This is a genomic window from Aeromonas sp. FDAARGOS 1402 (genome assembly GCF_019046925.1).
Classification (GTDB): domain Bacteria; phylum Pseudomonadota; class Gammaproteobacteria; order Enterobacterales; family Aeromonadaceae; genus Aeromonas; species Aeromonas caviae.
Window position 1 is genome coordinate 3,599,894 of the sequence record NZ_CP077201.1, and the last position, 23,602, is coordinate 3,623,495.

20 protein-coding genes and 1 pseudogene are annotated in these 23,602 nt (G+C 62.3%); 8 read left to right on the forward strand and 13 right to left on the reverse strand.

Translation table 11 applies throughout. From position 1 onward, the window contains the following. Positions 1 to 38: 38 nt before the first annotated feature. A complete protein-coding gene (locus tag I6L32_RS16965; RefSeq protein WP_041215213.1) occupies positions 39 to 1,283 on the forward strand; it encodes a dicarboxylate/amino acid:cation symporter in 1,245 nt (414 codons plus the stop codon). A gap of 107 nt (positions 1,284 to 1,390) precedes the next feature. On the opposite strand, the gene I6L32_RS16970 is transcribed toward I6L32_RS16965, so the two are convergent. Then, entirely contained in the window at positions 1,391 to 1,789 is a 399-nt protein-coding gene (locus I6L32_RS16970; RefSeq protein WP_010674655.1) for a MerR family DNA-binding transcriptional regulator, read from the reverse strand. A 132-nt stretch (positions 1,790 to 1,921) separates the two neighbouring features. Between I6L32_RS16970 and I6L32_RS16975 the strand changes: the two genes are divergently transcribed. Continuing rightward, positions 1,922 to 3,088: a thiolase family protein gene (locus I6L32_RS16975; RefSeq protein WP_109112698.1), complete on the forward strand. Its 1,167-nt coding sequence runs from the start codon at positions 1,922 to 1,924 to the stop codon at positions 3,086 to 3,088. A gap of 61 nt (positions 3,089 to 3,149) precedes the next feature. On the opposite strand, the gene I6L32_RS16980 is transcribed toward I6L32_RS16975, so the two are convergent. From I6L32_RS16980 to I6L32_RS17030, 11 genes are all read right to left on the reverse strand, one after another. Then, positions 3,150 to 4,391, reverse strand: coding sequence for an EAL and HDOD domain-containing protein (locus tag I6L32_RS16980; protein WP_042878931.1), 1,242 nt, complete (start codon positions 4,389 to 4,391; stop codon positions 3,150 to 3,152). 116 nt (positions 4,392 to 4,507) lie between these two features. Beyond that, positions 4,508 to 5,764, reverse strand: coding sequence for an outer membrane protein transport protein (locus I6L32_RS16985; protein WP_216944219.1), 1,257 nt, complete (start codon positions 5,762 to 5,764; stop codon positions 4,508 to 4,510). Between the two features lie 251 nt (positions 5,765 to 6,015). Beyond that, positions 6,016 to 7,287: an outer membrane protein transport protein gene (locus I6L32_RS16990; protein WP_039039109.1), complete on the reverse strand. Its 1,272-nt coding sequence runs from the start codon at positions 7,285 to 7,287 to the stop codon at positions 6,016 to 6,018. Between the two features lie 408 nt (positions 7,288 to 7,695). Further along, a complete protein-coding gene (locus I6L32_RS16995; protein ID WP_042878935.1) occupies positions 7,696 to 8,439 on the reverse strand; it encodes a DUF3379 domain-containing protein in 744 nt (247 codons plus the stop codon). Then, positions 8,432 to 9,022 carry a sigma-70 family RNA polymerase sigma factor gene (locus I6L32_RS17000; RefSeq protein WP_029314498.1) on the reverse strand — a complete coding sequence of 197 codons (591 nt, stop codon included), beginning with the start codon at positions 9,020 to 9,022 and terminating at the stop codon, positions 8,432 to 8,434. The genes I6L32_RS16995 and I6L32_RS17000 overlap by 8 nt, the downstream gene beginning before the upstream one ends. 30 nt (positions 9,023 to 9,052) lie before the next feature. Further along, a complete protein-coding gene (locus tag I6L32_RS17005) occupies positions 9,053 to 10,531 on the reverse strand; it encodes a BatD family protein (protein ID WP_216945199.1) in 1,479 nt (492 codons plus the stop codon). Between the two features lie 62 nt (positions 10,532 to 10,593). After that, positions 10,594 to 12,054, reverse strand: a complete 1,461-nt coding sequence (locus tag I6L32_RS17010; RefSeq protein WP_216944220.1) for a tetratricopeptide repeat protein — start codon at positions 12,052 to 12,054, stop codon at positions 10,594 to 10,596. Positions 12,055 to 12,075: 21 nt separating this feature from the next. Further along, the gene (locus tag I6L32_RS17015; protein WP_069784735.1) at positions 12,076 to 13,038 is read right to left on the reverse strand and encodes a VWA domain-containing protein; all 963 of its coding nucleotides are present in this window, start codon (positions 13,036 to 13,038) and stop codon (positions 12,076 to 12,078) included. After that, a complete protein-coding gene (locus I6L32_RS17020) occupies positions 13,035 to 13,592 on the reverse strand; it encodes a DUF4381 family protein (RefSeq protein ID WP_223931090.1) in 558 nt (185 codons plus the stop codon). Before I6L32_RS17020 ends, I6L32_RS17015 begins: the two co-directional genes overlap by 4 nt. Further along, a complete protein-coding gene (locus I6L32_RS17025) occupies positions 13,577 to 14,467 on the reverse strand; it encodes a DUF58 domain-containing protein (protein WP_182934902.1) in 891 nt (296 codons plus the stop codon). The genes I6L32_RS17020 and I6L32_RS17025 overlap by 16 nt, the downstream gene beginning before the upstream one ends. Before the next feature lie 28 nt (positions 14,468 to 14,495). Then, positions 14,496 to 15,446 (reverse strand): MoxR family ATPase, encoded by a 951-nt coding sequence (locus tag I6L32_RS17030; RefSeq protein ID WP_182934901.1) that lies wholly within the window; start codon positions 15,444 to 15,446, stop codon positions 14,496 to 14,498. A 183-nt stretch (positions 15,447 to 15,629) separates the two neighbouring features. On the opposite strand from I6L32_RS17030, the gene fadI reads away from it, so the two are divergent. The 6 genes from fadI (at position 15,630) to I6L32_RS17060 (ending at position 21,741) form a co-directional block, all read left to right on the forward strand. Then, a complete protein-coding gene (gene fadI, locus I6L32_RS17035; protein ID WP_201927244.1) occupies positions 15,630 to 16,940 on the forward strand; it encodes an acetyl-CoA C-acyltransferase FadI in 1,311 nt (436 codons plus the stop codon). Further along, positions 16,940 to 19,087 carry a fatty acid oxidation complex subunit alpha FadJ gene (fadJ, locus tag I6L32_RS17040; protein WP_216945201.1) on the forward strand — a complete coding sequence of 716 codons (2,148 nt, stop codon included), beginning with the start codon at positions 16,940 to 16,942 and terminating at the stop codon, positions 19,085 to 19,087. Before fadI ends, fadJ begins: the two co-directional genes overlap by 1 nt. A gap of 262 nt (positions 19,088 to 19,349) precedes the next feature. Beyond that, positions 19,350 to 19,490 (forward strand): TIGR02808 family protein, encoded by a 141-nt coding sequence (locus I6L32_RS17045; RefSeq protein WP_010674670.1) that lies wholly within the window; start codon positions 19,350 to 19,352, stop codon positions 19,488 to 19,490. Positions 19,491 to 19,677: 187 nt separating this feature from the next. After that, a complete protein-coding gene (locus I6L32_RS17050; protein ID WP_010674671.1) occupies positions 19,678 to 20,235 on the forward strand; it encodes a YaeQ family protein in 558 nt (185 codons plus the stop codon). A gap of 11 nt (positions 20,236 to 20,246) precedes the next feature. Further along, the gene (locus tag I6L32_RS17055) at positions 20,247 to 21,131 is read left to right on the forward strand and encodes an AEC family transporter (RefSeq protein WP_216944221.1); all 885 of its coding nucleotides are present in this window, start codon (positions 20,247 to 20,249) and stop codon (positions 21,129 to 21,131) included. A 163-nt stretch (positions 21,132 to 21,294) separates the two neighbouring features. After that, on the forward strand, positions 21,295 to 21,741 hold the full coding sequence (locus I6L32_RS17060; RefSeq protein ID WP_216944222.1) for a hypothetical protein: 447 nt from the start codon (positions 21,295 to 21,297) through the stop codon (positions 21,739 to 21,741). A gap of 640 nt (positions 21,742 to 22,381) precedes the next feature. Here I6L32_RS17060 and I6L32_RS17065 read toward each other — a convergent pair. Further along, a pseudogene (locus I6L32_RS17065) lies at positions 22,382 to 23,421 on the reverse strand (IS481-like element ISAs19 family transposase). Between the last annotated feature and the right edge of the window lie 181 nt (positions 23,422 to 23,602).

Below are 23,602 nucleotides of genomic sequence, written 5' to 3' on the forward strand. Positions count from 1 at the left end.
GTAAAAGTGTGAGTAATTGCTAAATAAAGGAACATTCTGTGTTAACAAAAGGATTAATCAAAAACATCGGCTTCCAGGTAGTGGTGGCCATGGTGCTGGGCGCGCTGGTCGGGGCACTCATGGGAGAGCAAGCCACAGTGTTTGCGCCGCTCGGCACCCTGTTTATCCAGCTGATCAAGATGCTGGTGATCCCGCTGGTGGCGGTGGCCATCCTGTCCGGGGCCGCCAACCTGGGGGCCAGCCCCGCTGCTGGCAAGATTGGCGTCACCACGCTCGCCTTCTTCCTCGGCACCTCCGCACTGGCGGTGTTCCTGGCGCTGGTGATGGGTCAGGTGTTCAAACCCGGTGTGGGCGTTGACTTTGGCGCCACCGCGGCCATGTTCTCCGGCGACTACGCCGACAAGGGTGCACTGCCCGATGCGGTGGCCACCCTGCTTGGCATGATCCCGACCAACGTGTTCAGCGCCTTGAACGAGGCCAACATCCTGCAGATCCTGGTGTTCTGCATGTTCCTCGGCATCGCCCTGGCCAAGCAGCCCCGCGAGCGCGCCAAGCCGCTGGTGGACGGGCTCAACACCCTGGTGGACGCTTTCGTCTGGATGATCAACAAGGTGATGCTGATCGCCCCCATCGGCGTCTTCGGCCTGATGGCCGACGCCATCGGCACCTACGGCTTCGACGTGCTGACCCTGGTGCTCAAGCTGTTCGTCGTCTATGTCGCCGCCATCCTCATCTTCGGCTTCGTGGTCTATCCGCTGCTGATCGCGTTCTTCTCCAACACGCCGGTACGCAAGTACTTCTCCGCGATGAAGAAACCGCAGATCGTGGCCTTCTCCACCGCCTCTTCCATGGCGACCCTGCCGGTCAACATGGAGACCTGCGAGCGCGATCTGAAGGTGACCAACGCCACCGCTTCCTTCGTGCTGCCGCTGGGCGCCACCATCAATATGAGCGGCAATGCCATCTATTACGGCCTGGTCGCCATCTTCTTCGCCCAGGTCTATAACATCGATCTTTCCATGGGTGCCTGGGCGGCGATCATCGTCACCTCCACCCTGGGTGCCATCGGTCAGGCCGGTGTACCGGGCCCGAGCTTCCTGGTGGTTGCCGTGCTGCTGGCGGCCGGGATTCCCATCGAGGGTCTGCCGCTGCTGTTCGCGCTGGATCGTCTGTTCGACATGATCCGCACCGCGCTCAACATCACCGGCGATGCGGCCTGCGCCATCATTGTCGATCGCTACAGCCCGGATTACGATCCGAACCGCTGGAGCAAGGAGGCCTGATATCGGTCGTCCACCATGCATGACAAGAGGGAGGCTTCAAGCCTCCCTCTTTCATTTGTGTCTATTTGCTGGCGGTGATCCCCGCTTGCCTCGCCCGTCTGCGTGACTCAGGGGGAGAGGTGTGCCAGGGCCTGGCGGCAGCGCTGTTCGGCCGCCTCCAGCTCCAGCAGGACCATCTGGATATCTTCCAACTGCTGCTGCAGGGTCTCCCGCTTGTCGGCCACCAGCCCCAGCATGGTCTGCAACTGGGAGCGGCTGCTCTTGTCCGCATCGTAGAGATCGAACAGCTCCCGGATCTCTGCGAGGCTGAAGCCCAGACGCTTGCCACGCAGGGTCAGCTTGAGCCGCACCCTGTCCTGACGGCTGTAGATCCTGTGCTGTCCCTGGCGGGTCGGGTTGAGCAGGCCCTGATCCTCGTAGAAGCGGATGCTGCGGGTGGTCACATCGAACTCGCGAGCCAGTTCGCTGATGCTGAAGGTGCGGGTGTCGTCCCTGGATTTGGTCATGGGGCTGTCTTGGCTGCCATCTGGTTGTCAATGCAGGCTGGCACCTTACCCAAACGTCAACTTCCCCGCAAGTCTTGTTCCTGTCGCGGTCGCGGCATATGTTATCCCGATGTAACAAGGAGAGTGCTATCGATGGATATCGTGATTGTGGCGGCCAAACGTACCCCCATGGGGGCCTTCCAGGGGGCCCTGAGCGTGCTCGGTGCCCCCGAGCTTGGCGCCTGCGCCATCCGCGCCGCGCTGGCGCAGGCCGGGATGACGGGGGAGCAGGTCAATGAGGTCTATATGGGCAACGTGCTGAGCGCAGGGGTCGGCCAGGCGCCAGCCCGCCAGGCAGCGCTCAAGGGGGGGCTGCCGGATAGCGTGCCCTGCACCACCATCAACAAGGTGTGCGGCTCCGGCATGAAGGCGGTGATGCTGGCGGCGGACAGCCTGCGCCTGGGGGAGGCCGAGGTCGTGGTGGCGGGGGGCATGGAGAGCATGAGCCGCGCCCCCTATCTGCTGGACAAGGCGCGCAGCGGTTTTCGCATGGGGCACCAGAGCGTGCTCGATCACATGTTCCTGGACGGCTTGCAGGATGCCTACGAAGGTCATCTGATGGGTCATTACGCCCAGTTGAGTGCCGATCGCAGCGGACTGACCCGGGCCGACATGGATGCCTTTGCCATCGCCTCCCTGGAGCGGGCGCTGACAGCGCAGCGCAGCGGTGCCTTTGCCGCGGAACTGGCTCCCGTCATGACCTCTGAGGATACCCTGCTGCTGGCCGAGGATGAGCAACCGGGCAAAGCCAGGCCCGACAAGATCCCCGGCCTCAAGCCGGCCTTCAGCAAGCACGGCACCATCACGGCGGCCAATGCAAGCTCCATCTCGGACGGGGCGGCTGCCCTGGTGCTGATGCGGGGCGAGACCGCTGCCCGGCTCGGATTGCCGGTGCTGGCCAGGGTAGTGGGTTACCAGAGTCACGCCGCACTGCCGGCGGAGTTTACCAGTGCCCCCGTCGGCGCCATTGACAAGTTGCTGGCCCGGGTGGGCTGGTCGGTGGAGGAGGTGGACCTGTTCGAGGTGAACGAGGCATTCGCCATGGTGAGCATGCTGGCGATGGCCGGGTGCGGCATTCCCCATCACAAGTTGAACGTGAACGGCGGGGCCTGTGCGCTGGGGCACCCTCTTGGCGCCAGTGGCGCCCGCATCCTGGTGACCCTGATCCATGCCCTGCGTGCCCGCGGGCTCAGACGAGGGGTGGCGAGCCTGTGCATCGGGGGAGGGGAGGCAACGGCCATCGCCATCGAGGCAGGCTGAATGCGTGGGTGAGAGTGCAGCGGGTTGATGGAATGACAACGTCCCTTCAAGAGGGACGTTGTCATGTCTGGCGGGAGTGGACCGGTTGCTCTTCCATGGCCTGAAGCTGCTGGTTGACCCAGGCGGTGGCGCTCAGATAGAGGTGGCTGACCTTCTCTTCGTTGAGGCCGAGCCGGACGGTGTTGGCGGCAACCCGCTGCCAGTCGGCTTTCTCGAAATCTTCACAGAACGCGAGGTAGAACCCGAGCTTGCCCTTGCGGGTGAGCAGGGCGGCACGAATGTCGTCGGTCAGGGGAATGGAGCCGAGCAGCTGATCCAGCGGTTCGCCCATGAGCACGTCCAGCAGGGAGAAGAGGCCGGTGACAAAGGCTTGCTGTGCCTGCTCTGCGGGCGCATGGGTCTGGGCCAGCAGTTCGCAGAACCGGGCTCTGATGAGGGACATCTGATGGAGCTCGGCGCTCTTTTCACTCCCCGCACTGGTGGCGGCGATCAGGGCGACGAAGCGCTTGAGCTGGGCGTGCCCCAGGGAACTTGCGGCCTGGCGAAACGAGGCGATGGGCTGGGGGAAGCGCTTGAGGTGGTTGATGTAGCGCAGCAGCTTGAGGGAGAGGGTGAGATCCTGGTTGAGCAGTTGCTCAATCTTGTCCAGATCCGGTTCGGTCTGATTGACCACCTCGAGCAGCTGCATCACCACCAGTTGGGCCGGCGGTATGGTGGGTTGTTGCACCATCTGGGGGCGGCTGAAGAAAAATCCCTGGAACAGGGTGACACCGAGCTGCTTCATCCGCTCGAACTCGGCCTGATCCTCGACTTTCTCGGCCAGATAGGTGAGGGGCAGGTGGCGATGATTCGCCATGAAGTGCTCTATGCAGGGTTGCGGCGTGCTGCGCAGGTCGAACTTGATGATATGGATGTAGGGGAGGAACCTGTCCCAGTCTGAGACCATGGTGAAGTCATCCAGCGCCAACCGATAGCCCAGCCCATAGAGCTGGATCACTTTTTCCAGCAGCGCATCGTCGGGCTCGGCATCCTCCAGGATCTCGATCACCACCTTGTCCCGTGGTAGGCACTCGGCCAATCCGTCCAGCAACAGGGAGTGGGGGAAATTGATGTAGCAGGGGTGATCTCCGATGAGCTGATCGATGTTCTGCTGCAAGAACTGCTCGGCAACCAGCCTGGAAGTGGCCTGCTGTGCGGAGACGGAGGGAAATACATTGTCCAGGCTGTCGCGAAACAGCAGCTCATAGGCTTGGGTGTTCAACTCCCGATCCAGAATGGGCTGCCTTGCTACATAGGAATACATGCATCTCTCCACCATGGTTACAGGCTTGATTCTATGGTGAAGCGGATCACTATGCCAGTGCCGACCGGTCGGGAAGGTCAACAACTGGCATACTATTTGTCAGGAAACCCGGAGTGTCAGAACAGGTAGTTGAGCTGCAGGCCGGCGAGCCAGGCATCCCCTTCCGAGGTGCCATTGAAGGTGGAGGTGGTCTGGGGGATGCCGGGCCTGAGCTGCATGGTTTCGCTCACGTCCACCTTCTTGCCGTCGATCAGGGTCAGCCCCAGATCCAGCGAGAGGTGGCGGTCAATCTGGTAGCCCACGCCAGCGCTGTACCAGACCCGATCCGAGTCGGGGATGGAGATGGTGCGGCGATCCGCCGGGACCGGGCTGCGGTCGTAGGCGATACCGGAGCGCAGTTGCCACTGGGGGGCCAGCTGGTAGGTCATCCCCAGCGCATAGCGCCAACTGTCTTCCCAGTGCTCCTCCTTGATGTGCATGGTGCCGTGGTGGTCGAGTTCGGATTCGAGCTGCACGAACTTGCTCCAGTTGGTCCAGTTGATGCTCGAATGCAGCGCCAGGGCCGGGGTGAGCTGATGGAACAGGGCCAGCTCGGCGGTGGCGGGCAAGGGCAGATCCAGGCTGCCGGTATCGGTGAAGGGCTGGCCCCTTTGATCGATGCCGATGGCGTCACCGGAGAGGGTCAGGGTTACGTCGTGGCGGTAGGAGAGGCCGATGCGGGTTGCCTCCGACAGCTCCAGCAGGGTGCCCAGGTTCCAGCCCATGGCCCAGCCATCCCCCTTCAGGTGCTTGGCTATCTGGTTGTTGGAGGGGAAAGTGCCGCCCACTTCCCCTTCCCCCTGAATGGCGGAGAGACCGGCCCCGACGGACCAGATGCGGTTGATGCGATAGGCCAGGGAGGCCCCCAGATCCACTGTCTTGATGTCGGAGACGTTGCCGAAGTGACCGGCGTTGTAGTTGTCCGGCATCTTGACCCCGAGTCCGTAATAGGAGGTGGCGGCAAGCCCGAGGCGCCATTGCTCGTTGAGGGGCACGATGAGATAGGCGTTGGGTACCCAGGCGTCACCCGCAATGTCGTGGGCTCCGGCATCCAGACTGACCGGCCCCTGGGTGGTAGGCACCCGGGTGGTGCCCTCTATGTTGACGTCGGGGTGCACGTGGATGACGCCGCCGGAGAAGGCCAGAGTATCGAATCGGGTCATGGCGGCGGCATTGCGGGAGAGCACGCTGGCATTGTCGGCGATGGCGGCTTCACCCGCGAAGGCACGCCCCATGCCGGTGGCGGATTGCTCCGCGAGCTGGAAGCCGGCAGCCTGTACCTGGCTCGACAGCAGCAAGAGGGCAATGAGGGAGGGTTTGAACGTCGGATGCATGGTCTTTCCTCGGGATGAACTGGGTGTTCATTCTGTTATTCGGTTGGGGCCGGGATTTTATATGGTATGACCAGCAAGGCAACGGGGAGAGAGGATCGTAGTGCAAAACGGGATTAAATGCTGAAAGGAATACCCATAACAGCTTGATAAAAAAAGAAAAGAGTACAGTTGTTTACTACAGCTGTGCGCTCAGATAACGAAGTTGGATAAAAAAAGAGCGCCCAGAGGCGCTCTCGATGAGGACATGAAAATCAGAATTTCATGTTGAACTGGGCGGAAGCCAGCAGGGCGTTGCCATGGGAGGTGCCCTTCCAGCGCAGCGCATCGCTGTGGTTGCGCAGGCCTTCGTTCACGTCCACTTCCTTGCCGTCCAGATAGGCCATGCCGAAGTCGAGGCTCATGTCCGGGTTGATGTGGTAGGTGGCACCGGCGCTGTACCAGATACGGTCGGAGTCAGGAATGCTCAGGCTGCGGTATTCCGGCTCGATGGGGCTGTTGTCGTAGGCGAAGCCGATACGGGCTTCCCAAGACGGGTTGACGTACCAGGTACCGCCCAGGGCGTAACGGGCAGAGTCCTTGAACTTCTCGTCTTTTTGCAGGCAGACGCCGCCGGCGCAGTTGCTGCTGGTGGCCTTGAGCTCCTGGAAGGCGCTCCAGTCGGTCCAGTTCACGGAGTAGTGGACAGCGAATTGCTGGTTCAGGCGGTGGTAGCCTGCGAACTCGGCCTGGGCCGGCAGATCCAGCTTCAGGTTGCCATCGACGACGCGGTTGCCGGAGGTGGCGCCCTGGAAGTCGCCGTCAAAGCTCAAGTCCACCTGGGAGCGGTAGGTCAGGGCGAGACGGTTGTTTTCGTTGATCTCGTACAGGGTGCCGACGTTCCAGCCAAAGCCCCAGGTGTCGCCCTTCAGGTGAGCCAGACGGGTATCGGAGTTGGCACCTGGAATGGCGGCGGAAAGCGCACCGGCATAACGGTTCAGCTCGGCGGCGGCGTAGACGGCATTGATGCCGGCACCGACGCTGAAGCTGGAGTTGATGCGATAGGCGATGTTGGGGTTGATGTTGAAGGTCAGCAGCTCGGTGTCACCTGCACCGGCACCGGCCGCGAAGGTCTTGGAATATTCGGTGGAGAGGCCGTAGTTGGAGAAGAGGCCGATCCCCCAGGCCCACTGATCGTTCAGGGGCTGGATGAAGTAGGTGGCCGGCACGAAGGCATCGGGGGCGATGTCGCTCTCGCTGGACGGAGCCAGCTTGGTGGGGCCGGCATAGATGTCGCCAGCCACATCCACGTCGGGCTTGATATAGGTGCCGGATACAGACAGTGCCATCTTGTCGAAGGTGGTCATGGCCGCCGGGTTGCGGGACAGCACGGCCGCGTTGTCGGCGATGGCTGCTTCACCTGCGTAGGCGCGACCCAGACCGGAGGCCGAGTGCTCGTTCAGCTGGAACGCGGCGGCGAAGGTCTGGGTGCTGGCCAGGGTCACGGCCGCAGCGATCAGGCTTTTCTTGAAAAAGGCAGTTGTCATAGTGTTCTCTCTTTGTAAGCAGATTTTCTGTCGACATCGCGGCTCTTTGGCGGCTATTGACGACATGATCTGTTGTTATGTCAGCTTCTTCCCATTCATTGCTGGCGTGATTCTATGGATCTGGTAGGAGGTAAGAAATCAGACCAGTGACAGCAGAATACATAAAAGTTTCCATTGTGTTAATCATTTGTTTTAACTTGCCGTTTTATTAGGCTGATTTATCTATTATTGGATAAATAAAGTACAAATGGTGCCGTTTGCGTCATTTAAAATAAATGGTAGAAATGTGACTTCGCGCGGGCAATGGGCGGGAACATGCGGGGATTTAGGGATGAACAGGCAGACAATGAGGATGTCTGCCTGTGATGTGGCTGAGGCGGAGGACGAGTCAGCCTGGGTCAAGGTCTGTTAAATGGACCAGTGCAGGCGTGACTCAAGCTGGCGGGCAACCGGGGCGAGGGGCTCCTGCATGTCTCCGATGAGCACCATGTTGGCCCCCTTGAGCGGCAGTATCTCCCCCTTGAGGGTCCCGTCTGCAAAATCGGACTGGATCGTCAGTGGCAGATGCTTGGGGACGAGGAACAGGGTGACCGGTCCCATCTTGCCCTGGAGCACCATGTGCAGGGCCGGTCCCTGGTAGAAGGCGCAGTGGTTGACATAGGTTACCTTCATGCCCGGCATCTCGCTCAGGGTGGCACCATATTTCTCCATTTTTGCGTTGATGGTGTGCAGGCTGACCCGCTCATCCACCGCATGAATGAAGGGCTCTTCCCCATAAACGTGGGACATGGCGACCTGAGCCAGCGACAGGGTGTCCGGTGCCACAGGCCAGCTGATCCAGCGGGTGCTCATGCCGAGCAGGAAGGCGACCGAGGCCGCGATGGCCAGAGCGCGCCATTGCGTGCGTGCAGGAGTGGCGGGTAGCGAGACAACCTGCTCCTCTTCGGCTGCCATCGCCTGCCTGAGCAGGATCCGCTCCGCAAGACCGGCCGGTACGTCCACTTCCAGAGTGCTGCGCACCTGGCGCTCGAGCTGCTGCATCTCGTCTAGATGCTTGCGATTGGCCGGTGACGCCTCGGCGGCTTTCAAGAAGGCGGGATCCCTGTCCGAGGGGTGAGTGATGGCCCGGCGGCGAAATTCAAGCTCATCCATTGGTGTGTCCTCTCTGTTGTTTCGCAGACTCCATGGCCTCTTTTATCTGGTTGCGAGCGCGAAACAGCCTTGTCATGACGGTGTTCTTGTTCAGGCCGAGTTGCTCGGCGATCTCCTCCCCGCTGAATCCCCCCAGTACCTGCAGCAGCAGCGGCTCCTGATACTCGGCAGGCAGGCGGGCGATGTGGCGCCTGAGCCATTCGTGCTCCATCTCCTGCTCGCTTGGCAGGACACCCTGATCCCGCAGGGGGTGCTCGTCGAGGTCGACAAGATCGAACTGCTTTCGCTCAAAGCGGCGGGCATTCTCCCGCCGCAATATGGTGATGAGCCACGCCTTGGCAGCCTTGTCGTCCAGCAGGGTATCTATCGCCTTCCAGGCGCGCAGGAAAGTCTCCTGCACCAGATCCTCGGCGATTTGCGGATCCCGGCACAGCCAGTAGGCGTAGCGGTAGATGTCCCCGTGCAGGGCGTGCACCAGGGCTTCGTACTTGGTTTGTTTGTCAGCCATCTCCCCATAGACCGGAGAAGTGCAGGGATCCTTTCCCGTGTCGGCCCTTTTTCTTCTGAAAAAACCTAACGCCATAAAGGGGTGTCCTGTTTCATGAGGGGCGCATCATGCACGCATCCACGCCAGTATTCGAAGACCATAGGCTATCGCAAAGCTCTCCCTGGTGCACAACTCCCTGGCGAGCGCCTGCCTGGGCAGGTGTTCGCCAGGGACTCGCTTGGGGGAAAAACAGGCCCGATCCAGGTCGTCCAGCAGCGCCCCCATGGCGGGGTCGCGGTGACAGGGCAGCCTGGCCAGATGCAGGCAGGGGGTGTCCCAGCGCAGGACGGCCCAGGTCAGCAGGGTTTCCCTGGCCTCGTCAGGAGAGCCCGTTGCGAGGGCCCGTTGCAGGCGATAGAAAGCGCGCCAGCGCGGCCAGCGGCGCATGAATGCCCGCAGCAGGATGGCCAGGAGCACCCAATAGAGATACTGGATCCCTGGTGCGGGGGAGGCGGGAGTGGCGCTCTCCCTTGCCGTGAACACCAGAGAATGTGCGGGCAGGCGCACCTCCTCGATGCGACCGCTCTGGGTGTTGAACCAGCGCAGGGTCTGGGGGGGCAGCACATAGCGCCCCGCCTCGTCGGCGGTCAGGGCCTGGCGCCACTGGCGCTCGAAGCGAAGCGCCCCCTCGGCCACGAATCGCTCCTGTTGCTGCTCGCCGTCCGGCTTCATGGAGAGGCCGGCGGGCAGGGGCGGGGCCGGCAAGGGGGGCAGGCGGTTGCCATCCCCCCCTTCCATCACCAGGGTGAGGGTGCGGATCACCGGCTCACCCACCTTGGCCTGGGCCGGGCTGAACTGCTGGCGCAACACCAGGCTGCTCGCCACCGGCTCCAGGGGGGCCTTGTCCACCTTGATGAAGAGGGTCGCCGCCCTGGCGGACAGCAGATCCCCCGCGTTGCCCGGCGCGGTCGCACCGGCCGCATCCTGGGGCGGCAACCGCCCCTGAAAGCGGGGGGATTCGACGGGATGGAGCCCGGGCCCTTTGGCCTGCAGCAGCCATTTTCGCGTGAGACGCCCGGGCAGGCCAGGGCTGGCGGGAGAATCCCAGCGATCCTCGCCGAGGCGGCGGATGGTAAAGGCCGGGGTGATGGGCTCGCCGAGGTTGGGGGCCTCCAGGTTGGCAGGCAGCCAGAGGGTCAGCTCATAGATGAAGGGCTGGCCGGGGTAGAGATTCCCCTCATGGAGCACCCGGGCCTGCAGCTCGACCGGAGAGAATACCGGGTCTTGTGCCGGCATCAGGATGCCGTCCAGAGAACGTGTCGGCACCGCCAGGGAGGGGGTGAGATCGGCGCCAAGGGGCAGGGAGGGCACTTGGCGCGGGCTGGTATCGAGCAGGTGCAGGGGGATCTGCCAGCGGGTCAGGCTGCGGCTCTGGGCACTGACCCGCTGGATACTGACCCGCCCGACCGCAAACTGGCGCAGCAGCGGTTGCAGGTTGAGATCCTCATCGCGGTACATCCCGTCGGCCTTGATGACGAGCAGCCAGTCGCGCTCGCTCGCCCCCGGCAACAGCTCGGCCTCGACAGGGGCGGCCTGCACCCGCATAGCGCACAGGGCGAGCAGCAGCCAGCAGCCGATCCGGGGGGAGAGCAAGCGCAGCACGAGGATCACCAGGGCTCCTCCACCTTGATCAGGGGGCGGCGCAGGGCCTCCTTGCGAAGACGCTGCTCCAGCAGCAGCACGGGGGGCGCCGGGGGGCGGGGAGCCTCTGAGGCGTGGGCGGGGTTGGGAGTGTCAACCTGCGCCGGGGCATTTGCCGAGGGCGTTGTCTGCGGCGGGTTGGCCCGCAGCAGGGCCAGGTTGTGCAAGGCATCCCTGTGCCCAGGTTCAAGGCGAAGGGCGCTCAGATAGGCCTGCTCCGCGGCGGCAAGATCCCCGAGCCAGACCAGGGCATTGCCCCTGTTGTAGTGGGCGGTGGCGCTGTTTGCCCTGCCATAGGCGGCGACGGCCCTGGCGTAATCCCCGGCTCTATACCAGGCGTTGCCTTGCCAGACCGGATCCTGGAAGGTGTTGGCCGCTTCCCGATAGTGTCCCTGGCGATAAGCCTGCCAGCCTGCTTCATCTTGTCGGGAGGCCGCCTGCAGGGAAGGGGGCGCGAAGCCAATGACGAGGATCACCAGCAGCCAGTGGGCGCCGATCCGCGCCAGCAGCGCCAGGGGGAGCAAGGTGATGAGCAGCCAGGGGCCGAGATCCCGGGATTGCCCCTGCGTCAGGGCCTGGCCCATGGGCAGGGGGGCAAAGCGGGGCAGGCCGGAATCAAGCCAGGCCAGCCTGCCTCCGGTACTGGCGGCAAGGGCGGTCATGGCCTCCTCGTCGGGCGCCGGCAAGGTGTGGCCGATCGGGCTGCCGAGCTGCCAGCGCTCGGCGGCCACACCGGGCAGCCGGGTCTCCTTGCCCCCGCTGGCCAGCAGGATGTCGAGCCGCGGGGCCGAGCCTGCCTTGCAGAACAGGTCATTAAGGCAGGGCCAGAGGGCGGCGATGCGATCGCGCGCTGTCCCGGAGAGGCCGTCGGTCACGAGCAGCAGACGGGCGGACTGGCCCGGCGGGATCAGGGTGAGGGCCAGGGCCACGGCGCGCTCGGGGGCGCTGCCCTGGACAGGCATGATGGCCGGGCGCAGGTCTGGCAGCAGCAGGGCGATGGCCTGATGATCCCGGGTGGGAGGCATGGCGAGGTAGGCATCCCCGGCAAACAGGATGAGGGCGATGGGATGGGCCGCGTCCTGCTGCGCTATGTCGGCCAGCATCTCCTGCAATCCCAGCCTCACCCGGGTTGCCCGGTCCGGCGCCAGATCCTGTGCCAGCATGGAGTCGGAGAGATCCAGCAGCCAGATATCGAGGGCCGGGCTCGGCATGGGGAGACACTGCTGGCGCAGGGCGGGGCCCGAGAGCGCCAGGATCACCGGCAGACAGGCAAGCCAGCGCCAGGGGATGGCCCGATGGCGGCTCGGCAGCAGATAGGCCTGCATGGCCGGGGAGAGCAAGCCGGGATCGCGGCGGCGGCGCCACCCCTGCCACAGCCAGGGGAGCAGGGCCAGCAACCAGAGGGGGCGCAGCAAGGTCAGCTCCATGGTGCCACCATCATGGCCTGCCTACTCATGGGATGGCCTGTGTGACAGGGGGATGCGCCAGCGGGCTGGCCAGCAGAGCAGCAGCCAGGCCAGGGCCAGTGGCCAGGGGTAGAGCTCCTGGTGGGGCCGAGAGAGGGTTTGGGGCCGGGCGAGGGGCTCCAGGGTGTCGATGGCCTGGTTGATGGCGGCGAGATCGCCCCGGTTGCGGGCGCGAAAATAGCGGCCTCCTCCCAGTGTCGCCAGCTGCTGCAACAGGGCTTCATCCAGTTCGGCACTGGGATCGGCGTCCCCTGCGGGCGCGGCGAAGGTGTCGGGGTCGGCGCCCACCCCCAGGGTATAGAGACGGATGCCGGCTTTGGCGGCGAGCCTGGCCTCGGTCAGGGGATCCGCATTGCCCGAGGTATTGCGGCCGTCCGTCACCAGCAGCAGGGCGGTGGGGCGGGTGGGGTCGGCGTGCTGGCGTGCCAGCAGGATGGCTTCCCCCAGGGCCGTGGTGCGCCCCACCAGATCGAAATCGAGCTCCCTGGCCAGGGTGAGCAGAGCCCCGGTCTCCTGGGTGAGGGGGGAGAGCAGATAGGCGTGATCGGCAAAGACGACGAGGGCGATGCGATCCCCCGGGCGGGAGGCGACAAGGTTGCTTATCTGCTGGCGCACCGCGGCAAGCCTGTCCGTTTGCTCTCCGTCATCCAGCATGTCCTGGGTGCGCATGCTGTCGGAGAGATCCACCGCCAGGATGAGGTCCCGGCTGCTCTGGTAGTGAATGATCGGGGGCTCCTGCCACTGGGGGCGGCACAGGGCCAGTACCAGGGCGCACCAGCAGAGCATCATGCGCCACAAGGGCTGCCCCGTCTGGGGCTGGAGCAGGGGAAAACCTCCATGAACGAGCCGGTTTCCTCCCTTGCGCCCCTTCATGGGAGGCAGGCCGAAGCGCACCAGCAGCGGCAGGGCGAGGGCGAGGGAAAACCAGGGCCAGGCGAGGATCATCGCGTACCCTCCGGGGAAGGGGCCCCTCGCTTGCTTGCCGGGAATCGCGGCGCGCTGACGCAGCGTCGCCCCCAGGCGAGATAGGCGAGGCGCAATCTTTTGCGCTGCGCCTCATCGGGCACGCTGCCCCCATAGAGCCAGAGCGGCCACTGGGCGGCAAACCGGGAAAAATCGCTCCCCCCCTTGCTGTCCAGCCAGGCGAGCCAGGCCTCCCCTTGCAGGGGGGCCGCCTCGGGCCAGCGGGCCATTGCCGCTTCTCGCAGGGCATCCTGCAGCCTGGGGACGAGATCGTCTGCCTGCCAGTCTATCCGGTGCGCCCAGCGGCGCTGGCGCAACAGGGTGAGGGCCGTCATGGCGATCAAGCAAGCTGCGATCGCCGCGATCAGCAGCCCCCCGAGGGCCATCAGGCGAGGATCCTGTGCAGGCTCGAGAGCGGGGCCTTGATGGATGTCGCGCAGCTCGGCACGGATGGCTTGCAAGGACTCGCTGGACGAGGGCTGGCGATATGCATCCGGTGCGGGCACGCCCTGCTCCCCCCTCAAAACAGACGGCATCCGCCCTCCTGCCACTGGCGTTGCAGGGTGGCGCCGTTGTCGAGGCGATAGAGGCGCGTCACCAGGGGCAGCAACTGCTGGCGACAGGCCTCGGCCTGTTCGTCGGCCGCCCTCTGATAGCGGGCGCGAAAGCGGAGGTCTTCTCCCGCGAGCCAACCGCTGTGTCTGCCTGCCTGCACTGCCAGCTGCCCCTGCTCGGGCAGGGCGGCTTCCAGGGGATCGCGGATCTGCCAGTAGTGGATGTCGTGGCGCGGGCGAAGGCGTTGCAACTGCTGGCAGAGTGCCTGGTCCGGTGCCTGGTGATGGCTTATCAGGGTCAATCTGGCCCCGTGGGGCAGGGTGAGTCGTGCCAGGGTCTGGGCCAGCGTCCTAGGCTGGGGGGCGCGATCCAGCCCTGCCTCGTAATGGCGGCAGAGCGCTTCCAGCAGAGGCATGAGAGAGCCGCGCTGGTGCTCTGTGTGGGGGACTGCGCCCTGGCAGATCAAGGTATTGGCCTGTTTCTCCCCCTGCCAGAACAGGGCTGCGGCCAGCTCGCAGCCAAGGCGGGCCTTGAGCTGGGCGCGGGAGCCAAAGTACATGGCAGGTGAGAGATCCAGCAGCAACCAGTGGGCCTGATCCTGCTCTTCCCCGTAGAGGCGGGTGTGGGGGCGGCCGAGGCGGGCGGTGACCCGCCAGTCGATGTGACGCACCTCATCACCGGCCTGATAGAGGCGAAGCTCCCTGAAATGGAGCCCGGGCTGGCGTCCGATACGCCCCTGGGGCGCCTGATGAATGCGGGCACGCTCGCCCTGGCGCGTCCAGAGGCGCACCGCCAGCAGCCGCTCGAGGGTGAGGGTGATGTCGGGGTGATCCCGGGGCTCGGCGACGGGGGTCATGGCGATAGGGCTGCCTGTGGGGGCCGGCTCAGGGGCATGGAATGGCATCCAGCAGCAGGGTGATGAGCGCCTCGCTATCGAGGTTGTCCGCCAGCGCCTGATAACTCGGGATGAGGCGGTGGCGCAGCACGGCTGGCGCCAGTTGCTGGATGTCTTCGGGCAGCACGAAGTCGCGCCCGGCGAGCCAGGCCCGGGCCCGTGCGGCTCTTGCGAGGCCGATGCTGGCTCTGGGGCTGGCCCCCACCGCGACCAGGGGGTCTAGCTCGGGGCACAGGCCGCTGCCGGGGCGGGTGGCGCACACCAGCTGCACCATATAGTGCTCGAGGCGCCCCTGCATCTGTACCCCTTGAACTGCGGTGCGGGCTTCCAGCAAGTCGGACTGGCTCAGGGTGACCGGCGGCGTCGGCAGGGCGTCGCCGCGGGCGTTGAGTTGAAGGATGGCCAGCTCCATGGCGGGGCTGGGGTAATCCACCAGCAGCTTGAGCAAGAAGCGATCGAGCTGGGCCTCCGGCAGGGGATAGGTCCCTTCCTGCTCGATGGGGTTTTGGGTGGCGGCGACCATGAAGAGGGAGGGCAGGCGCCAGCTCTTCTTGCCCACGGTGATCTGGTGCTCGGCCATGGCCTCCAGCAGGGCGGACTGTACCTTGGCCGGCGCCCGGTTGATCTCGTCCGCCAGCACCAGATGGTTGAACAGAGGACCTGGTTGAAACACGAAGCTCGCATCCTGGGGATGGAAGACCTCGCTGCCGGTGAGATCGGCAGGGAGCAGATCCGGGGTGAACTGGATACGGGCAAAGCGCCCCTCCACGGCACCGGCCAGCGCCTTGACCGCCCGGGTCTTGGCAAGACCGGGGGCCCCCTCGATCAGCACATGTCCTTCACATAACAGGGCGATCAGCAACCCCTCGATGAGGGGGCCCTGTCCCAGGATCTGGCTGCCCAGATAGTCTCCAAGTGCTCTGAACTCGGCCGCTGCCATGCGATAAACCCGTTGTTTTTATGGAAGTTGATCTTTTTATACCCCAGTTGGCTCACAAGGGCGAGGGAGGGTGGCAAGATGGGGACAATTTAGTTTCAATCAGCCGTATGAAAGTTGTGATTGGATTGTTAAGATGTGGCGCAATGAGGTCAGACCTCTGCCTTTTTAACCCAAGGAGCCAGGATGAAACAGCCATTGAAACTGACGACTCGCCAGGGCGAACGGATAGCCGTCGTGGCGGGTCTGCGCACCCCCTTTGCCAAGCAGGCCACCGCTTTTCACGGCGTGCCTGCGGTGGATCTGGGCAAACTGGTGGTGAGCGAGATGCTCGCCCGCACCGATCTCGACCCCAAGCTCATCGACCAGCTGGTGTTCGGCCAGGTGGTGCAGATGCCGGAAGCGCCAAACATCGCCCGGGAGATCGTGCTTGGCACTGGCATGAGCGTCAGCACCGATGCCTATAGCGTGTCGCGCGCCTGCGCCACCAGTTTCCAGGCGGTGGCCAATGTCACCGAATCCATCATGGCCGGCACGGTGGACATCGCCATCGCCGGCGGTGCCGACTCCTCTTCCGTGCTGCCCATCGGGGTCAGCAAGTCGCTGGCCCGCGCCCTGGTGGATCTCAACAAGGCGCGCAACCTCCAGCAGCGTTTCAATATTCTGCGCCGTCTGCGCTTGAAGGACCTGCTGCCGGTGCCCCCGGCCGTGGCCGAGTATTCCACCGGTCTCTCCATGGGGCAGACCGCCGAGCAGATGGCCAAGACCCACCAGATCAGCCGCGAGGCGCAAGATGCGCTGGCCCACCGCTCCCACACCCTGGCGGCCGAAGCCTGGGCGCAGGGCAAATTGAATGGCGAGGTGTTCACCGCCCACGTGCCCCCCTACAAGTCGCCGCTGGAGCGGGACAACAACATCCGCGAAAGCTCCGATCTGGCGAGTTACGCCAAGCTCAAACCGGTCTTTGACCGGGCCCACGGTTCGGTGACCGCCGCCAACGCCACTCCGCTTACCGACGGCGCCGCCGCCGTGCTGATGATGCGTGAAGGGCGGGCCCGCGAGCTGGGTCTGGAGCCGCTGGGTTACATCCGCAGCTTCGCGTTTTCCGCCATCGATGTCTGGCAGGACATGCTGATGGGCCCCTCCTATGCCACGCCGCTGGCGCTGGACCGTGCCGGCATCACCCTTGGGGATCTGACCCTCATCGACATGCACGAAGCCTTTGCCGCCCAGACGCTCGCCAACCTCAAGATGTTTGCAAGCGCCGAATTTGCCCGTGACAAGCTGGGCCGGGATCAGGCCATCGGCGAGGTGGACATGGAGAAGTTCAACGTGCTCGGTGGCTCCCTGGCCTATGGCCATCCCTTTGCCGCCACGGGGGCGCGCATGATCACCCAGACCCTGCACGAGCTGCGGCGTCGGGGTGGGGGATTGGGGCTCAACACCGCCTGTGCGGCGGGTGGGCTGGGTGTGGCCATGGTGCTGGAGGTGGAATGATGAGTGCCAAGACTTTTTCCCTGGATATACGCAAAGACGGCATCGGCATCCTCACCATGGATGTGCCCGGTGAGAGCATGAACACCCTGAAGGCCGCCTTCGCAGACGAGATCCGCACCGTGCTGGCCGAGGTGAAAGCGAACGGGGATCTGATCGGCCTGGTGATCGCCTCCGGCAAGAAGGACTCCTTCATCGCCGGGGCCGACATCGCCATGCTGGCGGCCTGCACCAGCGCCCAGGATGCCGAAGCGCTGTCCCGGGCCGGACAGGAGGTGTTCGCCGAGATCGAAGCCCTGGGGATCCCGGTGATCGCCGCCATTCACGGCCCCTGCCTTGGCGGCGGGCTGGAGCTGGCGCTCGCCTGTCATGGCCGGGTGGTGACCGATCACGGTAAAACCGTGCTGGGCCTGCCGGAAGTGCAGCTCGGCCTGCTGCCGGGCTCCGGCGGTACCCAGCGACTGCCGCGCCTCATCGGGGTGGCCAAGGCACTGGATCTGATGCTGACCGGCAAGCAGGTGCGGGCCAAACAGGCCAGGAAGCTCGGGCTGGTGGATGACATGGTGCCCCCGTCCATTTTGCTGGAAGCCGCCATCAAGCTTGCCAAGAAGGGCAAGCCGCGCCACCACCTGAAACGGGATCTGCAGGGCAAGGTGCTGGAGACCAACAAATTTGGTCGCAAGGTGCTGTTCGATCAGGCCCGCAAGGGGGTCAAGGCCAAGACCCGGGGCAACTACCCGGCGCCGGAGCGCATCATCGAGGTGGTGCGCATCGGCGTGGAGGAGGGGATGCAGGCCGGCCTGCAGGCCGAGGCCCGCCACTTCGGCGAGCTGGTGATGACGCCGGAATCCGCCGCCCTGCGCTCCCTCTTCTTCGCCACCACGGAGATGAAGAAAGAGGTGAGCTATCAGGGGGCCGAGCCGCGCAAGGTGGGTCATGCCGCCGTGCTGGGGGGCGGCCTGATGGGGGGCGGTATCGCCTTCGTCACCGCCACCAAGGCGGGGGTACCGGTGCGGATCAAGGATGTGGCGAGCGCCGGCATCGGCAATGCCATGCGTTACAGCTACGACCTCCTCGCGAGGAAGGTCAAGCGTCGCCAACTGCTGCGCAGCGAGCTGGAAAAACAGATGAGCCTGCTCACCGGCACCCTGGACTATTCCGGCTTCCACCGGGTGGACATGGTGGTGGAAGCGGTGTTCGAGGACATCAACCTCAAGCACCAGATGGTGCAGGACGTGGAGCGCGAGTGCGGCGAGCACACCGTGTTTGCCTCCAACACCTCCTCCCTGCCCATCCACCAGATCGCCTCGGCGGCGACGCATCCGGAGCGGGTGGTGGGGCTGCACTACTTCAGCCCGGTGGACAAGATGCCGCTGGCCGAAATCATTCCCCACGCTGGTACCAGCGCCGAGACGGTGGCCACCACCCTGGCCTTCGCCCGGGCCCAGGGCAAGACCCCCATCGTGGTGAAGGACGAGGCCGGCTTCTACGTCAACCGTATCCTGGCGCCCTACATGAACGAGGCGGCGCGCCTGGTGCTGGAAGGGGAGCCGGTGGAGGTACTGGACGGCGCTCTGCTCGACTTCGGTTTCCCGGTCGGCCCCATCACCCTGCTGGACGAGGTGGGGATCGACGTGGGGGCCAAGATCTCCCCCATCCTCGAAAAAGAGCTGGGTGGCGAGCAGTTCCAGGCGCCCAAGGCCTTTGACAAGCTGCTGGAGGACGATCGCAAGGGGCGCAAGAACGGCAAGGGCTTCTACCTCTATGGCAAGGCGGCTCCGCGCAACAAGCTCACCGGCAAGGAGGGCAAGAAGACGGTGGATGCGAGCGTCTACGACGTGCTGGGCGTCAAGCCCCAGGCCAAGCTGGCCAGGCAGGAGATCGCCGAGCGCTGCGTGCTGCTGATGCTCAACGAAGCTGCCATGGCCCTGGATGGCGGCGTGGTGGCCTCGGCCCGGGATGGCGACATCGGCGCCATCTTCGGTATCGGCTTCCCCCCCTTCCTGGGCGGTCCGTTCCGCTACATGGACAGCCTCGGCATCGACTATCTGGTGGGGCGTCTTGAGCACCATCAGAAGCGCTTTGGCGACCGCTTCGCCCCCTGTGCGCGGCTGAAAGCGATGGCGGCGGAGCAGCAGACCTTCTACTGATGGCTCTCGACGGCATACATCGAGCGAGGCGACCCCAAGGTCGCCTCGCTTTTTGTTGGGCATACCTTTCCGGTTTGGGGCGGGGGCGTGAAGAAAAACGGGGCGGGGAGGGGGAAAACCTTGATCTGGCGCAAACTGGTGCCCCATTTATTACTTTGGTGGCATAGGACTCAGGCGCGGGTTGAGGTCAAATAGTCTCATCAGGAACGGGGGCGACCCCGTCACGAAAGGGACACCCATTTCACTGGATGAAGGACACACTATGAGTCTGCTTGAACACACCATCTGGACTGTATTGGGGTATGGGGCCATGCCCTTTATCTTCCTGAGCGGGTTCGTGGCAGTGGCAGTGACCTGCTGCCTGCTGCTCAATGCCTTCGGGGTCAAGTCCGCCGAGAAGTGAGTCACTCTCGTTCATGCCGCCAAATGCCAGTCTCACGACTGGCATTTGTTTTTTGTGCTTCTGAAGCACTTGCCCGCCCCTGATGGGGTAAAGGGAGCGCAAGACGGTCGAACACGGCGGCCATTTTGATTACACTGACGCCCGGCATGTCCGCCCCCTTCTCTTTTATCAGGTATTCACGACTTCTATGGCGCTCAAGGCAACCATCTTCAAGGCCCAGATCAGCTTGTCTGACATGGATCGCAATCTCTATCAGGACTTCTCCCTCACCCTGGCCCGTCACCCCTCCGAGACCGACGAGCGCATGATGATCCGCCTCGCGGCCTTCGCCTGGCATGCCGCCGAGCGACTGGAGTTCACCAAGGGGCTCTCAGCCGACGACGAGCCCGAGCTCTGGTGCAAGAACTATTCCGATGAGATTGAACTCTGGATTGAGCTGGGTCAGCCGGACGAGCGCCGTCTCAAGAAGGCATGCAATCGCTCTCGCCAGGTGGTGCTCTACCTCTATGGCGGTCGTGGCACCAGCGTCTGGTGGAAGCAGAACCAGGGCAAGCTCGGTCTGCACGACAACCTGAGCGTCATCGAACTCTCCGACAGCCAGACCCTGCCCCTGGCGGCCATGGTGGAGCGCACCATGCAGCTCACCTGCACCATCTCCGACGGCCAGCTCTGGGTCAGCAACGGCAGCCAGGAGGTGACGCTGGACCCCGTGGTGCTGATGGGACGCCCGGCCCGCGAACTGTAAACGGAATACCCATGTTCAGCGCCCTGCTCAATATCGTCATTCCCGTGTTTGCGGTGGTGGGCCTTGGCGCCCTCTATGGACGGCTGCGACCGGGCGGGGCCCTGGGTTATGTCAACCGGGCCAATATCGAACTCTTTACCCCGGCGCTGGTCTTCTCGGCCCTGGTGAAATACCCCCTGGATCTCGCGGCGCACCTGCCCCTTGTGGGGGCCGGTGCCCTGGTCATCCTGCTGCCCGGCTTGCTGCTATCCCTGCTCAAACTCAAGGAGATAGAGCGAGCCGCGCTGATCCTGCCCGCCATGTTTCGCAACACCGGCAACCTCGGCATTCCGCTGATGGTGCTCGCCTTTGGCGAGCAGCAGCTCGGCGCCATCGTCATCCTCTTTGTGCTCTCCAACCTGCTCCACTTCTCGGTGGGCATGTTCATCCTCTCGGCCAGCAGCTCCCGCTGGCTCTGGCTGAGAAGCCCCGTGCTCTGGGCCGCCTTCGCCGGGCTGCTGGTGGCCAACCTGCATATCCCGCTGCCGGAATACCTGGTGACCAGCGCCGCCCTGCTCGGCCAGATAGCGGTGCCCCTGATGCTGTTTGCCTTAGGCATCCGGCTGATGGAGGGGGAGCTGGGCCACCTGAGGCTCGCGCTCAAATGCAACCTGCTCTATCTGCTGGCGGGGGGCCTCTCCCTGGGGCTCGCCGTCTGGCTGCTGCCCCTCGAACCTGACTGGATACCACTCCTGATGCTGTCGGTGGCGCTGCCCCCGGCGGTGCTCAATTACATCCTCAGTGAGCAGTACCAGTGCCAGCCCGACAAGGTGGCCAGCATCGTGCTCGGCGGCAATGCGCTCTCTGTGGTGGTGATCCCGCTGGCGGTCTGGTTGGCACTGCATCTGGGGAGATAAGGAATTAGGGGTATCAGGGGGACCGATTTCCTGAGTGGCAAGCCCATTGAGGTCGATCTGGATCAAAGAATGAAAACGGCGGAGAGAGCTGCTGCTTTGAGTTTTATTAAATCATTATTGTACTAATCTTGTACTCTACTCGCTTAAGATTATGGACCTCGCCATGATAGGTAAATCATTTTTCTCTGTACTTATGTTGGTAACGTCGACTGTATCTGTTAGTAAAATATCAGACGATTACATATTAGTGAACTTGGTTGGATTTGCGGTGGATGACAGTTCAATGGTGACTAAAACTGAAGTCATAAAAAGATGGCTTGTATCTAAAGATGCTTTTGGAAAAAGCGGTAAATTATTATGTCAACCATTTATGGGACGTCATCTAAATATTGACAAGACAAGAGCGGCACACAAAAATAAGATAATGGGAGATTTGGAAAATTTTAAAGTAGTTACAAGTGGAGCTGACTTTGATAAGAATTCAATAGCAATAAAACAAGTGGGGGAATTAGTTGTTTTGAAATTATCTAATATTGAAAAATATAAATATATGGTTGAATGTCATACTCTGTCACCGAATAGTGAAATGAGCGATTTTTTTGATTTTTGACTTGGACGTGAGCTATCCCCGCATGAAAGCCATTATCCTATGGCTGATCTTTTGGAGACGATATATTGGTTGAGAGGGATGAGAACAGTGGAGAACCCTGCTGTTGTGGAGCTTGCCGATAATGCTTAATTACGCCTGTTGGCTAATTTAATCAACGATATAAGGTTTTTAGGTCATTTTTTCTGCATATAATTTAAGGTCGTTAAGGTGATTTTTGACAATATCATCACACTCATTCTGAGTAAGGTGTGTAGTTATAGTGATCACACAATTACTTGTAATGTTTACCGTGCCTCCAATTTGTGAGAAGTAATGAGTAAGATTCTCAACTAGTAATACAATATTTTTGACCACATCTTCTGGGCTCAGTTGGTCGTCCATGAAATTCTTTATCGTGGGATTGAATTTATAATAAGGTTTATACTTATACATAATAGCATTACCCCTTTACTGGTGTTCAATATACTATATTAGTACAGCACCATCTGACGATGCTGTCATTAATTATTTTTGGGCATTGTGACTCGGCCTCAGTAACTCACCATAATTTTCATTATTCCTTCAATTCTACCAACCTGAAATTCTCCTGAGTGTACAGATCTAGTTATCACCTGACACCGGCCTCAAACCGGTGTCTTGTTTACGCTACTTTAGTGCGCACTTCCTTCGGTATCAATTTCAGACCCTTTTTGAACATGCTGTAGGGAGTCTGTCCTTCCATCATCCTGCCCTGATGTGGCCGCTGGGTGTTGTAGTGCTCCAGGTAGCTATCCAGGTCTGTCTGCATCTGCTCTACCGACTCATACCAGGTCGTTCTCCCCTTGATACGGAAGTGTTCATCCAGCAGGGTGCGATGCAGTCGCTCGATAAAACCGTTGCTCTGCGGCCTGCGTACCTTGGTTGTCCGGTGTTCAATTCCCTCCAGTTGCAGAAACAGCTCGTAGGGATGATGGTCAGGGCGCCCACAGAACTCGCGCCCGTTGTCCGACAGGATGGTATAGACCCGCGCCTCATGGGCTTCGAAGAACGGCAATACCGTTTCGTTGAGCACATGGACCGAGGTCACCGGCAGCTTGCTGGTGTAGAGCCGTCCCCAGGCGTGGCGGCTATAGCAGTCCAGCACGGTTTGCAGATACACCTTGCCAACCCCCTTGAGCGCGCCGACGAAGAAGGTGTCGACCGCCACCAGTTCTCCGGTGTAGTGAACCTCAATCTGGCGTTCGCGAAACTCGGGGCTGAAGCGTTCGAGCAGGCGAACTGCTCGTCATTGAGCTCAATGGTCTGCTCCCGGTGAGTTTTCTCAAGGCGCAGCAAGCGGTCGTGTTTGGAGAGCAAGTCGTGCCGTTGCCACACGCCACGCACACCGCCCGCACTGACATTGATGCCTTGCAGAGCCAGTTCTTGCGCGACCCGCAGCGGGCCATGAGTTGGTCTGGTGAGGGAGTAATCGAGGATGGCCTGTTCAATCTCGGGAGCGACCCGATTGGGATGAGCCCCTTTACAGCCGGGCAATTTGTCGAGCAATCCCTCGGCGCCATAGGTCTGGTAATTACGGCGAATTTCGTAGAACTGCTGACGGCTGTAGCCGATGAGCTTGCAGGCTTTGCTGACGTTATTGAGCTCTTTGGCGAGCTCTAGCAAGCTGAATTTACGACGTGCTACTTTCTCGTTGGTGGTCATACGGTGACTCCGGATAACACGGTAGGGGTACCGTTTTGTTATCCGGTTTGAAGCCGTATGACCACTCCCTTTTGTGGGCAACTGTCAGGTGAATACCATCTCCATACATCCGAGGGCTGACCATGTTGGCAGTGTAGACACTTTTCTGACAAGACCGCCCCCTACGTAAAGAATATCGCCT